The organism is Streptomyces sp. FXJ1.172, assembly GCF_001636945.3.
In the GTDB taxonomy this organism is placed as follows: domain Bacteria; phylum Actinomycetota; class Actinomycetes; order Streptomycetales; family Streptomycetaceae; genus Streptomyces.
The window spans coordinates 7,547,002-7,560,880 of sequence record NZ_CP119133.2; the positions used below are offsets into that span (position 1 = coordinate 7,547,002).

General features: G+C 74.1%; 9 protein-coding genes. 8 read left to right on the forward strand and 1 reads right to left on the reverse strand.

Annotated elements, in window-relative coordinates; genetic code table 11:
- Positions 1 to 40 precede the first annotated feature (40 nt).
- From A6P39_RS34020 to A6P39_RS34035, 4 genes are all read left to right on the forward strand, one after another.
- Entirely contained in the window at positions 41 to 748 is a 708-nt protein-coding gene (locus A6P39_RS34020; protein ID WP_067046497.1) for a GntR family transcriptional regulator, read from the forward strand.
- Positions 749 to 817: 69 nt separating this feature from the next.
- Complete coding sequence (locus tag A6P39_RS34025; RefSeq protein WP_067046500.1) at positions 818 to 2,347, forward strand: hypothetical protein; 1,530 nt, start codon at positions 818 to 820, stop codon at positions 2,345 to 2,347.
- 31 nt (positions 2,348 to 2,378) lie between these two features.
- Positions 2,379 to 3,257, forward strand: a complete 879-nt coding sequence (locus A6P39_RS34030) for a hypothetical protein (protein WP_067046503.1) — start codon at positions 2,379 to 2,381, stop codon at positions 3,255 to 3,257.
- A gap of 59 nt (positions 3,258 to 3,316) precedes the next feature.
- Complete coding sequence (locus A6P39_RS34035) at positions 3,317 to 7,954, forward strand: hypothetical protein (protein ID WP_275883929.1); 4,638 nt, start codon at positions 3,317 to 3,319, stop codon at positions 7,952 to 7,954.
- Positions 7,955 to 7,989: 35 nt separating this feature from the next.
- On the opposite strand, the gene A6P39_RS34040 is transcribed toward A6P39_RS34035, so the two are convergent.
- Positions 7,990 to 8,523, reverse strand: coding sequence for a hypothetical protein (locus A6P39_RS34040; protein ID WP_067039007.1), 534 nt, complete (start codon positions 8,521 to 8,523; stop codon positions 7,990 to 7,992).
- A 420-nt stretch (positions 8,524 to 8,943) separates the two neighbouring features.
- Here A6P39_RS34040 and A6P39_RS34045 point away from each other — a divergent pair, with 420 nt between their 5' ends.
- Genes A6P39_RS34045 through A6P39_RS34060 form a run of 4 tightly spaced genes read left to right on the forward strand, consistent with a single transcriptional unit; the run spans position 8,944 to position 13,787 of the window.
- Positions 8,944 to 12,309 carry a sensor histidine kinase gene (locus A6P39_RS34045; RefSeq protein WP_079133065.1) on the forward strand — a complete coding sequence of 1,122 codons (3,366 nt, stop codon included), beginning with the start codon at positions 8,944 to 8,946 and terminating at the stop codon, positions 12,307 to 12,309.
- On the forward strand, positions 12,306 to 12,740 hold the full coding sequence (locus A6P39_RS34050) for a roadblock/LC7 domain-containing protein (protein ID WP_067039006.1): 435 nt from the start codon (positions 12,306 to 12,308) through the stop codon (positions 12,738 to 12,740). The genes A6P39_RS34045 and A6P39_RS34050 overlap by 4 nt, the downstream gene beginning before the upstream one ends.
- A 9-nt stretch (positions 12,741 to 12,749) precedes the next feature.
- A complete protein-coding gene (locus tag A6P39_RS34055; RefSeq protein ID WP_067039005.1) occupies positions 12,750 to 13,145 on the forward strand; it encodes a DUF742 domain-containing protein in 396 nt (131 codons plus the stop codon).
- 36 nt (positions 13,146 to 13,181) lie between these two features.
- Positions 13,182 to 13,787, forward strand: coding sequence for a GTP-binding protein (locus tag A6P39_RS34060; protein ID WP_067039004.1), 606 nt, complete (start codon positions 13,182 to 13,184; stop codon positions 13,785 to 13,787).
- Positions 13,788 to 13,879: the final 92 nt, after the last annotated feature.

Consider the following 13,879-nt stretch of genomic DNA (forward strand, 5'->3'; position numbering starts at 1 on the left):
ATGTTGTCCCGTTCCGGTTGTGTGCGATTGAATTCCCGGCATGGCAGAGCAGCTGACGGGACTGGCCGGAGACCGGGCGCTCCTGGGGCGTACGAGCACGGCGGAGCGGGTGTCGGACATCCTCCGCAGCCGTATCGCCGACGGGTACTTCCCGCCCGGCACGCGGCTGTCGGAGGACGGCATCGGCGGGGCGCTCGGGGTCTCCCGCAACACCCTGCGTGAGGCCTTCCGGCTGCTCACGCACGAACGCCTGCTGGTCCACGAACTGAACCGGGGCGTGTTCGTCCGGGTCCTGACCGTCGAGGACGTCGAGGACATCTACCGCGCGCGCACGCTGGTCGAGTGCGCGGTCGTGCGCGGGCTCGGCGAGCCGCCGTACCCGCTGGACGGGCTCGCCGCGGCGGTCGCCGAGGGGGAGGAGGCGACCGCCGGCAGCGACTGGAAGGCGCTGGGCACCGCCAACATCCACTTCCACCGGGAGCTGGTCGCCCTCGCCGGCAGCGAACGCACCGACGAACTGATGCGCAGCGTCTTCGCCGAACTACGCCTCGCCTTCCACGTCGTGGACGACCCGCGCCGGCTGCACGAGCCGTACCTCGCGCGCAACCGCCAGATCCTCGAGATGCTCCGGGCCGGGGAGCGGCGCGCGGCGGAAGAACTGCTGGAGACCTACCTCGCCGACTCGCTGGAACGGGTGGTGGAGGTGTACCGGCGCAGGGTCGGAGAGGAGGGCGCCGGGCTCTCCTGAACCGCTGTGACGCCCGTCGCTTCTGCGTCGTTTGGGTCGATGTCAGACCGAGGACCTAGTCTGTGCACCGTGACTTCGCCTGCATCGACGGACAGCGTTCCGCCCCAGTTCAGCGCGGGGCCGCGCCCGGCTCCGGGCCCGGCCGCCGACGAGGGGCTGGCGCGTCGGCTGCGCGCACTCGCCTGCACCGCGCCGCTGCACGACCTCGACGCGCGCAAGGCCAACCTGGCCGGTGAGTACTCGGTCTACGGGATGGCCGAGGTGGCCCTCGCCGCCATCGACCTCGTCACGCTCAACATGGACTTCGACACCGGCGCCGACCACGAGCAGATAGTGGCCCGGCTCGTCCCGCGCATCGCCGCCCAGGCCCCGCACCGGCCGGTCACCGAGCACGAGCGCGTGGCCCGCTGGGTCCTGGAGAACCTGATCAACGTCGGCAGCGTGGACCGCGGCTTCCGCGCGGTCTACGGCACCTTCGCACCGGATGGCACATACGTCCGCCGCGACTACGACTTCAAACTGATCGAAGAGGTCCCCGGCCCCGGCGGCACGGTCTATCTGCGCACCACGGACGAGGCGGTCAACGTCCTGGTCGGCGCCCTGGACACCGACGTCACCAGCGCCCAGATCGCCGCCGAGGTCAAGCTCGAGGTGCTGATCAGCCGCGGCCGGCTCGCCGACGCCCAGCTCGCCGCCGAACAGGCCCGCTACCGCACCGTGCAGTACTCCGAGACCCTGCGCCGCGCCCTGGACGCCACCCGGCGCAACGTCCGCGCGGTCGACTGGCTGAACGCCGTGCCCGACATGATCACCGAGGCCCTGGACCACGTGGCCGACCGCTACCGCCACGAGAACGCGATCCTCACCAACATCCGCAAGGCCCGCGACGAGACCGAGGAGCCCGAGCACAAGCGCCGCGCCGCCGAACTCGTCGACATCGTCAAGGACTGCATCCGGCGCCACACCCAGCTCCAGTCCCGCCTGCTGGAGGCGGGCCCGCTGTTCCGCGCGGAGCAGGACCGGCAGGCCTTCGCCGCGCCCATGACGACGTCCGGCATCGACCTGTACGGCCATCTCGTCGCCCCCGTCCTGCCGCTGCCCCTGGAACAGGCGATCCGGGTCACGGACGCGTTCTTCGCGCAGGGCACCGGGCTGCGTACACCGGTCTCCGTGCGCGTGGCGGACCTGGTCGGCATCCTGCTGACGCCGCCCGTCGAACGGGAGCACCTGGGCGCGGAGATGCCCGAGCCCGACCTCATCGCCACGCCGGACGACAGCCGGTTCAGCGAGGAGCAGCTGGCCGCCGCCATGGACCTGCTGGACCTCCCGGCCGACGCACCGAGGAGGCTGTCGGGGCTGCTGTCCGAGGCCCGGCGCACCGGCGATCCCGACCTGGCCTATCTGGTGGCCCTGCTGGCCGTCCACGCGGCCAGTCCGGCGGTCGGCACCGCCTACCGGCAGGGTGAGGAGAAGCTGCTGTTCGCCGTGGACGACGGCACCGAACTGGACGACCCCGAGTTCGGCGGGGCGGACCTGATCGTGGGGACCGCGCTGCTGGACGCGGCGGGGATGGCCGCGGACCGGACGGAAGCAGCATGAGCACACAAGAACGCGACAAGGAGCCCAAGCCGTGACCGAGCACGTCGACCGGAGCGAGCCCGAGCCCGCCGCCGCGCCGGCCGGTTCCGCCGTCACCCCCGCCGACGCCGCCGACGCGGCGCGGCTCGTCGCCTTCGGGCTGCAGCCCAAACTGCAGCCCGCGCGCGACCAGGAGTACACGGAACTGCTGCGCCGGTACCGCGAGGACCCGGCGTTCGCCCGGCTCGCCGACGCCGTCGCCGCGGGCCTCGGGCTCGTCGTGCTGGAGGTGTCCCCGCGCGCGGGAATGGCCGTGACGGCCGCCGAGGACTCGGTGTTCGCCGTCCGCATGGGCGACTACGCGCGTCGCGCCGCCGCCGACTCCGGCGACCGCTTCCTGCACGGGCTCGCCCATCTCGCCGCCGCCGCACTGGCGTTCCCGCGCCCCGAGGACCTGGCCGACGACTCCTACATCGGCCGCGTCACGGTCAACGGCGTCGACTCCTTCGTACGCCAGGCCTGCCGGCGCCTGGAGGAGCGGGCCGAGGAGCAGGGCGAGAACACCGACCCTGCGACCGACGCGCCCGGCCTGGAGGCCGCCTGGCGGATCTGGGCCAGACGCAGCGCCACGGGTGCCACCAAGGACGCCCGCCGGCCGGCCGCCTCCACCACCGGCATCGTCGCCAAGGCCCTGGCCTTCCTGACTGACTCGGGCTTCCTGCAGCGCACGGGCGACGACGGCGGCGGCACATACCGCACCACGGCCCGCTACCAGCTCCAGGTCCGCGACATGGCCGGCAGCGCGGCGATGGCCGAACTGCTCGAGCTGGGCGTCGTCCCGGTGACCGACGGCACGGCCAGCCTGCTGCCCGCCGAGGACACCGAGGACCTGGAACTGGTGGCCGACGCCGGGCTGCCGTTCCACTCCTGACGCGCCCCGGCGACCGCATTTTTCCGAAGACCTACGAAGACTTACGACGAGAGTCCGCCATGTACGAGCTGTCCCGGGTCCGCCTCTACTCCATCGGGCCCGCCGGTGCGCGCTATGCCGACACCGTGCTTGACCTGCGGGGCGTGGGCGAGCCCGTGCCCGACCCGGCGCCCACGCAGGCGGAGTTCTTCGAGGAGGAGCCGTCCGGCCCGCCGCGCCGGCCCGCGCCCGCGGGCGTGCTGTTCCTGGAGAACGGCGGCGGCAAGTCCGTGCTGCTCAAGCTGATCTTCTCGGTGATGCTGCCGGGTCACCGCAACACCCTCGGCGGCGCCAGCTCCGGCGTGCTGCGCAAGTTCCTGCTCGCCGACGACTGCGGACACGTGGCCCTCGAGTGGCAGCACGTGCAGACCGGCGAGTGCGTCGTCGTCGGCAAGGTGAGCGAGTGGCGCGGGCGGCAGGTCTCCAACGACCCGCGCAAGTTCGCCGAGGCCTGGTACTCCTTCCGGCCCGGTCCCGGCCTGAGCCTGGACAACCTGCCGGTCGCCGAGTCCACCGCCGTACGGCCGCACGTCGAGGGCAGCTCGGGCGCGCAGGGCCGGCGCCGCACCATGAAGGGCTTCCGCGACGCCCTCATGGAGGCCGGCAAGGCCTACCCGTACCTGGAGGTGCACTGGGAGGAGATCCACGACCGCTGGATCGAGCACCTCGGCGACCTCGGCCTCGACCCCGAACTCTTCCGCTACCAGCGGGAGATGAACGCCGACGAGGGTGAGGCGGCCGGCCTCTTCGCGGTCAAGAAGGACTCCGACTTCACCGACCTGCTGCTGCGCGCGGTCACCGACACCCGCGACACCGACGGCCTCGCCGACCTCGTCAGCGGCTTCGGCAACAAGCTCGGCCGACGCGCCGAGCTGATCGCCGAACGCGACTTCACCGCAGGGTCGGTCGACCTGCTCGGGCGGATCGTCGAGGCCGCCGAAGCCCGCTCACGCGCGCGTGACGTGCACGCCGGCGCCGAGCGCCGCACCCGCACCCTCGCCCGGCGGCTGTCCGCGCGAGCCGCGCGGGAGCGGGTGCGGGCCGCCGACCTCGCCCAGCGGGTCACGGCCGCCGCGTACGCCGTCACGCACTCCGAGGGCGCCCGCGAGCGCAGCGCCCTGGTCGCCGCCGAACTCGCCTACCGGCACGCCTCCCTGGCGCTCGCCGCCGCCGAGAAGTCCGCCGCCGCGCAGAAGCGCGAGCTGGCCGACGCCCGCACCCTGCACTCCGCCTGGCAGGCCGCCGAGGCCGTGCTGCGGCACCGCGCCGCCGCCGACCGCGTCGCGCGCGTGTCCGCCGCCATCCAGGAGGCCGAGCGGGATGCCGCGCCCGCGCTCGCGGCCCGCGCCAAGGCCGCCGTGGACCTCGTACGCGCCCTGCACGCGGCCGCCGAGAGCGCCGAAGCCCTCGCCAACGAGGGGGAGGAGCGCTCCGCCGCCCTGCAGGAGGCCGGTGACTGCGCCTACCGCGACTCCACCACCGCCGCGACCGAGGCGCAGCGCGCCCGCAGCGAGGCCGGGCACCTGCGCCAGCGCCTCACCGAGGTCGAGCAGGAGACCGCCGAGGCGGTCCGCGCGGGCTGGCTCGACGACAGCGCCCCGGACGCCGACCCCGCGCGTGCCGCGCTCGCTGCCAGCGACGCCGAGAAGACCGCGGTGGCCGCCTGGGACGCGGCCCGTGAGGCCGCCCGCAAGGTCACCGAGCACGCGCGCGAGACGGCCGTCGCCGAGTCCCGCGCGGAGCTGACGGCGGCCCGCGCGGCGGACGCCGCCACCGCGGCCGAGCGCGCCCACGAGGCCGAGCGGCGCCTCGCCGAGTCCCTGGCCGCCGAGGAGCGGCTCGCGGAACTGCTCAGCCTGCCCGGTGCTCCGGGCCGGGTGCGCGTCCCGGGCCCGAGGACGGACACGGACGACGACACGCGCGCGGCACCCGCCCCGGAGACCGGAGCCGAGGGCCCGCTCCTGCCCGAGGAACTCGACCGGTTCGCCGACGAGTTGGCCCAACTCCTCGACGACGCCGTGACAACCGCCGAACGGCACCTCTTCGAGCTGCGCACCGCCGCCGCCGACGACGCGCGCATCCTCGGTGCGCTCGGCGACGGCGGGCTGCTGCCGCCGGGCCCGGACGTGCTGGCCACCGTGGAGTTCCTCGGCGAGCACGGCATCCCCGCGCTGCCCGGCTGGCGCTATCTCGCTCAGTCCGTCGACCCCGCCGACCACGCGCGCGTGCTCGCCGCCCGGCCGGAACTGGTCGACGGCGTGATCATCACCGACCCGGACACCCACGCGCGTGCCCGCGAGGCCCTCGGCGACGCCGCCCTGCTGCCCCGCTCCGCCGTGGCCGTCGGCACGGCCGCCGCCCTGCTCGCCCCGCCCCCGGCCACCGACGCCGCCTCCGGCGACGTCTTCCTCGTGCCGCCGAACCCGGCCATGCACGACGAGCACGCCGCCGACGAGGAGCGGCACGCGCTGCGCGCGCGGGCCACCGAGCGCGACGACGAGATCCGCACGCTGGCGGCCCGGCTCGGCAAGGACCGCGAACTGGCCGCCCGGCTCGCCTCATGGCGCACCGGCTGCCCCGCCGGACGCCTCACCGAACTCGCCCAGGCCGCCCGGGAGGCCCGCGCGTTCGCCGAGGAGGCCGAGGCCGAGCTGGCCGAGACACGCGCCGCGCGCGCGGAGGCCGACGAGACGGCCGCCGAGGCCGTACAGGTGCGCGAGGAGCGCCAGGAGGCCGCGCAGAAGGCCCGCCGCGCCGCCGACGCCCTGGCCGGCCTCGCCTTCCGGCTCCGCGAGCGTGCCGGCTGGCAGGTGAAGCTGCGCGAACTCGCCGACGAGGCCGCCGAGTCCGAGGCCCGCGCCCAGGCCTGCCTGGAGCGCGCCCGCGCCGCCGACGAGGACCGGCGCGCCGCCCAGCGCGCCGCCGACGACGCCCGCCGCACCGCGCGCGCCCTGCGCGCCGAGCGTTCCGAGATCGCCGGCGCTCCCGATGACGTACCCGTCGAGGACGCGGACGCCCCGAAGGCGTCCCTGCCCGCCCTCCGCGAGGCCTACCGGGCCGCCTCCCAGGTGTACGAGAAGGTCGGCGTCGGCGCCGACCTGCGCGCCGAGCAGGCCCGCGCGGAGAGCGACGAGAGCGCCGCCCGCGCCGAACTGGACCGGCTCAGCAACAAGGTCCGCACCCGCGCCGAGCAGCTGCTTCAGTCGCCCGACGGCTCCGACGGCCCCTCCCGGCAGGCCGCCGCCGCGCGCGCGGAGGAGCTGGTGCAGCTCCTGGAGACCCGCATGTCCACCGCGAGCGAGCAGCTCGGCCGGCTGCGCGGCGAGGCCGAGCGGCACGCCCCCGAGGACGGCGAGGCGCACACCGAACTGCCCGAGGAACTCTCCCCGCGCGACGCCGAGCACGCCCAGGCCCTGCTGCGCACCGCCACGACCGAACTCGCCACGCGCACCGAGGCACTGGCCGAGGCCCGCGAGGCGCACGCGGAACTGCTGGACGCGCACCGCGCCGCCGAGGACGCCGCCGGCGGCTTCGACGAGATCGCCGCGATGCTCCGCGACCTGCTGCGCGAGCACGCCCCGGAAGAGGAGCAGGAGGAGCCGGAGCCGTACCCCGGCAGCCTGGAGGAGGCCCGGCACTCCGCCGCCGAGGCCCGCCGCTCGCTGCGCGGCTGCGCCGCCGACCTGTCCGCCGCCGAGACGGCCGTGCGCGAGGCGAGCGACGTCCTCGTCCGGCATGCCAACTCCACGCGCTACGAGCAGGTCCGCACCCCGGCCCGGCAGCAGATCCGCGAACTGCCCGCCTCCGCGCTGCCCGAGCACGCCCAGAAGTGGGCCGACGCCTTCGCACCGCGACTGCGCGTCCTGACGGACGAGCTGGCACAGCTGGAACGCAACCGCGACTCGATCGTGGACCGGCTGCGCGGACTGGTCGAGTCCGCGCTCGCCACGCTGCGCTCCGCCCAGCGGCTCTCCCAGCTGCCCGAGGGGCTCGGCGAGTGGTCCGGCCAGGAGTTCCTGCGCATCCGCTTCGAGGAGCCCGACCAGGCCACGCTCACCGAACGGCTCGGCGAGGTCATCGACGAGGCCACCCGCGCGGCCGTGAAGAAGAACTCCGACCTGCGCCGCGACGGCATGTCCCTGCTCCTGCGGGGCGTCGCGGCAGCCCTCCAGCCCAAGGGCGTGGCCGTCGAGATCCTCAAGCCCGACGCCGTGCTGCGCGCCGAGCGCGTCCCCGTCGGGCAGATGGGCGACGTGTTCTCCGGCGGCCAGCTGCTCACCGCCGCCATCGCGCTGTACTGCACGATGGCCGCCCTGCGCTCGAACGACCGGGGCCGCGACAAGCACCGGCACGCCGGCACCTTGTTCCTGGACAACCCGATCGGCCGCGCCAACGCGACGTACCTGCTGGAACTCCAGCGAGCCGTGTCGGACGCGCTGGGCGTGCAGCTGCTCTACACCACCGGCCTGTTCGACACCACCGCCCTGGCCGAGTTCCCGCTGGTCATCCGCCTGCGCAACGACGCCGACCTCAGGGCGGGCCTGAAGTACATCAGCGTGGAGGAACACCTGCGCCCCGGGCTGCCCCAGCAGCCCCAGGCCGGAGAAGCGGTGCACAGCGAGATCACGGCGACCCGGATGTTCAAGAAACCGGCGTAACCGTCGCACGGTGGGGCGGACCGCGTCGGCCCGGGTCAGGGGTGGGACAGCCGGCCGGCACCGCCCCGCCTGCGTATCCGCTCCTGCTCACGCAGGGCCGCCCGCTCCCGGCGCCGGCGGGCCCGCCGTTCCCGGCGCAGGGCCCGGGCCGTGCTGCTCGGCTCGGAGACGACGCCGTGCCGCTGGTTCCACACCTGGCGGGTGACCCATACGTCGACCACCGCCCAGGTGGCCACCACCGTGCTCACCACACTGCTGATCACCATGGGAAAGGCCGGCCAGGAGCCGGCCATCGTGCACAGGAACGCCACCATGGCCTGAATCAGCGTCACCGCGATGATCAGGACCGCCCGCACCGCCGCCGTACGCACCGGATCGGGCATCGGGTGCCGCCGGGCCGGCTCCTCGATCCACAACGGCCGGTACCCCGGCTGCCGTTCAGCGGCGACGAACTCTCCGGCGCGTACACGCGCCGGAATGTCGCGATCCGGCTCCTCGTGTCCCCGCCGCGCCGTCGCGCGCCCGGTCCCGCGCTCCTCGGGCGCTTCGCGCCGCTCCGCCGTCCCCATCACCGTGTCCCTCCCCACCGCCGGCAGACCGCTCGCTCCCGGTGTCCGAAGACTCCGACTCCCCAGTGGCTGCCCGGCTTGCGCAGTTTTACGCCGCCAGAGTGCGGGATGTGGCACCTGTGGCCCATTCCGCCCCCATTTCCCGTAGACAAAGACGAACGAGATCGCTTGAAGATTCCCCGCAGGCGAAAAAATCCAGCCAACCACCCGGTCGTGTCGTCGCGTTCGGGCCGGGAGCGGCCATCCGATCGCGGGGGCAATCTCCCGCAATGCCCGGACAACTCGGCATGTCTCGCCGTCGGAGCGGAAGTTCGCGCTCCGGACATGTCTTCGAGTTAACTGTGAGGCGGTAGTAGGCTCGCGCCGTTTGTTGACGCACATGTGCACCCCCGGCCGGCGGGGGTCGAGCTGGGGGAGGCCATGCGCTTTCGCGGGAAGTCGATCCGCCGGAAGATCGTGGCGCTGCTTCTCGTGCCGCTGGTGTCCCTGACCGCCATCTGGGGCTTCGCCACGGTACTCACAGGACGTGAAGTCGCCCAGCTGTTCCACGCCAACGACATCACGAAGGGCATCGGCTACCCCACTGAGGACACCGTCCGCGCAATCCAGCAGGAGCGCCGCCAGACCCTCGTCTACCTCGCCGACCCACGGGCCGCCGACGCGCTCTCCGCGCTGGAGCACACCCGCACCGTCACCGACCGGGCGATCGCCAAGATCCGCAAGGACGCCAAGGACCACGACGTCGTCAACGGCATGGACGCGGCCGACGGCGAACGCCTCACCTCGGTCCTGGACGCCCTCGACGGCGTCGACTCCCTGCGCCGCAGCGTCGAGCAGGGAACGGTCGACCGCGCCCAGGCCCTGGACCTCTACAACCATCTGGTCGACCCCTGCTACACGCTGCTCGACGCCCTGGACGGCGTCGACGACGTCGAGCTGGACAAGCAGGCCCGCGCCCTGGTCAACGTCACCCGCGCGCGCGAGCTGCTCTCCCGCGAGGACGCCCTGCTCGGCTCCTCCCTCGTCGTCGGCCGGCTCACCCGCGAGGAGACCCAGGACATCTCCGACCTCGTCGCCCAGCGCAATCTCCTGTACGACATCAGCCTGCCGCTGCTGCCTGCCGGCGAGCGGGACCGCTACGAACGCTTCTGGCGGGATGCCTCCACCGCCCCGCTGCGCACGGCCGAACAGTCCGTCATCGGCGCGGAGTCCGGTACGCCCCGTGACGTCACCGCCAAGAGCTGGGACACCGCGGCGGCGGGCGTCCTGGACGACCTGGGCACCCTGGACGACCAGACGGGCGACCGCTTCCAGGACCGTACCCGCCCCGTGGCCATGACCGTCATCCTCCAAGCGGCCATCGCCGGCCTCCTCGGCCTGGTCGCCCTCCTGCTCTCCCTCGTCCTCTCCGTCCGGGTCGGCCGCAGCCTCATCCGCGACCTGCGCCAGCTGCGCCTGGAGGCGCACGAGGCCTCCGGCGTCCGGCTGCCCAGCGTGATGCGGCGCCTGTCCGCCGGCGAACAGGTCGACGTCGAGACGGAGGCACCGCGCCTGGAGTACGACAAGAACGAGGTCGGCGAGGTCGGCCAGGCCCTCAACACCCTCCAGCGGGCCGCCGTCGAGGCCGCCGTCAAGCAGGCCGAACTGCGCGCCGGTGTCTCGGAGGTGTTCGTCAATCTGGCCCGCCGCAGCCAGGTGCTGCTGCACAAGCAGCTCACGCTGCTCGACACGATGGAGCGCCGGACCGAGGACACCGACGAACTCGCCGATCTCTTCCGCCTCGACCACCTCACCACCCGTATGCGCCGGCACGCCGAAGGCCTGGTGATCCTCTCCGGCGCCGCACCGTCCCGGCAGTGGCGCCGCCCGGTCCAGCTGATGGACGTCGTCCGGGCCGCCGTCGCCGAGGTCGAGGACTACGAGCGCATCGAGGTCCGCCGCCTCCCGCGTGTCGCCGTCACCGGCCCGGCCGTCGCCGACCTCACGCACCTCGTGGCCGAACTCCTGGAGAACGCCACGGTCTTCTCGCCCCCGCACACCGCCGTCCAGGTCCTCGGCGAACGCGTCGCCAACGGATTCACGCTGGAGATCCACGACCGGGGTCTCGGTATGACGGCGGAGGCACTCCTGGACGCCAACCTGCGCCTCGCCGAGACGCCCGAGTTCGAACTGTCCGACACCGACCGGCTCGGGCTCTTCGTGGTCAGCCGCCTCGCCCAGCGGCAGAACGTCCGCGTCTCCCTCCAGCCCTCGCCCTACGGCGGCACCACCGCCGTCGTGTTCCTCCCGGACGCGCTGCTGACCGACGACGTACCGGACACCAACGGACTCGGTTTCCGCCTCGACCGGGACCGCCCGGCGAAGGAGACCGGGCAGGCCGCGGGCCGGGTCGTGGGCCGTTCCCCGGCGCCGGTGCAGCTGCCCGGCCTGCCGACCTCCCTGCTGGACGGTCCCGTCGAGCTGGAGGCCCCCGTCGATCTCGACGCCCTCGAGGACTTCCCCGGCGCCCTGGCGGACGAGGACAGCGAGCGTGGCGGACTGTTCCGGCCCCGCCGCTCGCTCGCCCACGACGACGAGCGGACGGCCTCCCAGTCCAGCGACCGCCCGCCCCGGGACACGGCGGGCGACCGCGGGCCCGTACCGCTGCCGCGGCGCCAGCCGCCCAAGCTGGTCAGCTCGCACGGCAAGCCCGTCACCGACCAGCGCTCCCGCCGTGACGAACCCGGCGAGCAGTCCTCCGCCGAGCCCCGCCGCTCCGAGCCGGGCGTACTGGCCCCGTTGCCCTCCCGCCGACGCGGCGCGGCCGCCCCGCGCCCCGGCGACCTCACGGACCGCGCCGAGGAAGGCGCTCCGTCCCCCGCCACCGGCGCCGCCGACCCGGCCGAGGCCCCGCCACTGCCCCGCCGCGCCCGGCGTGCGGCGCCCACGACCGACGGCCCCGACGCCCCCGGCGGCTCCGGCCTCACGGCCGGGCGGGGCAGCGGCGCGGCCCTGCCACCGGGCGATGCGGACCGGTCCACCAGCGATGCGCCCCGGCCGGCCGGGGACGCGGCTGCACCCACCGGCGGCCCGGCTTGGCGGACCGGGGATGCGGCGTCGCCCACCAGCAACACGGCTTGGCCGGGCGAGTACGCGGATTCGCCCACCACCGACCGGCACGCGGATTCGCCCACCACCGACCGGCACGCGGATTCGCCCACCACCGACCGGTCCCGCGCCGACGGCGCCCTCCCGTCCGTCGGTGGGGTCTCCCGCCCGGGCGACAGCGGTGGACCGGCGGCCGACGCGGCCGGCTCCGGTTACGCCGCCCGACCGGTGGCCGGCTCTGGCGACGCCTTCCGGCCGCCCGCCGACGTGGCCCGCTCCGGCGACGCGATCCCGCCCGCCGGCGATGGGATACGCTCCGGCGACGCACCACTCCGGCCCGCCCCCCGGGCGTCGTCGGCGAGCGGCGCCACGGATCCCTCCCGGGCCGGCGCGGCCGCGCCGGACGGGACCGCAGACTTCACCACCGGTGACGCGGCCGCCCGGCCGGCCGTGGCGCCGGGCGGTACCGGGCCGCTGCCCCGGCGGGTGCGCCAGGCCAGCCTGGCTCCCCAGCTCAAGCAGGACACCGCACGACGCGCCGAACGCGCGGGGCAGCCCGCCGACCGCGACGCCGAGGAGGTCCGCAGCCGGATGGCCTCGCTCCAGCGTGGCTGGCAGCGCGGCCGGGAGGAGAACGCCGCGGGCGACGGGTCCCGGGACGGCACAGCACCAGGAACGACAGAGGGGGACGGTCGATGACCGCACCGAAGGCCACCGGCCACACGGCGACCGACAAGGGGGAGCTGAACTGGCTCCTGGACGACCTGGTCGACCGGGTCGCCAGCATCCGCAAGGCCGTCATCCTGTCCGGCGACGGACTGCCCATGGGCGTGTCCAAGGACCTGACCAGGGAGGACGGCGAGCATCTGGCCGCCGTGGCGTCCGGCTTCCACAGCCTCGCCAAGGGTGTCGGCCGCCACTTCGACGCGGGCAGCGTCCGTCAGACGGTCGTCGAGCTGGACGACGCCTTCCTGTTCGTCACCGCCGCCGGGGACGGCAGCTGTCTCGCCGTCCTCTCGGACGCCGACTCCGACGTCGGGCAGGTCGCCTACGAGATGACGCTTCTGGTGAAGCGGGTCGGCGTGCATCTGGGTACCTCCCCGCGCACCGATCTGCCCGCGGGCGGGTAGTGGGATGACATGAGCGGAGACGGTCAGGGAAGAAGCCACTGGTTCGACGACGAGGCCGGGCCGGTCGTCCGTCCGTACGCCATGACACGCGGCCGCACCACGAGTCCGGCCCAGCACCGGCTCGACCTGATCGCGGTGGTCGTCACGGAGCCCGGCGCGGACGACCCGGACGCGGATCCGACGCTGTCGCCCGAACACGTGGCGATCGTCGGACTGTGCCGGGACGCCCCCCAGTCGGTCGCCGAACTCGCCGCGGAGATCGATCTGCCGATCGGCGTGGTCCGGGTTCTCATCGGCGATCTCGTGCACGCCGAACTCGTCCATGTCACCCGCCCGGTGCCCCCGGCCGAGCTGCCCGACGAGAGCATTCTGCGTGACGTGATCAACGGCCTCCGGGCGCTGTGACAGTCCCCCGACCCCATCAAGCAGGAGAAGAATCCGATGATCTTCGGGCGTTCTGAGCGCGGCAAGCCCCCGGTCGAGCCCGTCACGCTCAAGATCCTGGTGGCCGGCGGTTTCGGCGTGGGCAAGACGACCCTCGTCGGCGCGGTCAGCGAGATCAGGCCGCTGCGCACCGAGGAGGTGCTCACCGAGGCCGGGCGCCCGGTCGACGACACCAACGGTGTGGAGAGCAAGCACACCACCACCGTGGCCATGGACTTCGGCCGCATCACCCTGCGCGAGGACCTCGTGCTGTACCTCTTCGGCACGCCCGGGCAGGAACGGTTCTGGTTCATGTGGGACGAGCTGTCCGAGGGCGCGCTCGGGGCCGTCGTGCTCGCCGACACCCGCCGCCTGGAGGACTGCTTCGCAGGCGTCGACTACTTCGAGCGGCGCCGCATCCCCTTCCTCGTCGGTGTCAACTGCTTCGAGGGGGCGGACCGTTACCCGGCCGAGACCGTCCGGCAGGCCCTCGACCTGGACGACGACGTCCCCCTCGTCCTGTGTGACGCGCGCGACCGGGAATCGGTCAAGGACGTACTCATCGGAGTCGTCCGGCACGCGATGGAGTACGCGGCCGACCACCGCCAGCCCGCCATCGGCTGATCACCGCAGCCGGCCATCGGCTGATCACAGCAGCCCGCCATCGGCTGACCTGCGCGGGCTCGCCCTGGGCTGACCGCCGTAGGCCGACGGTC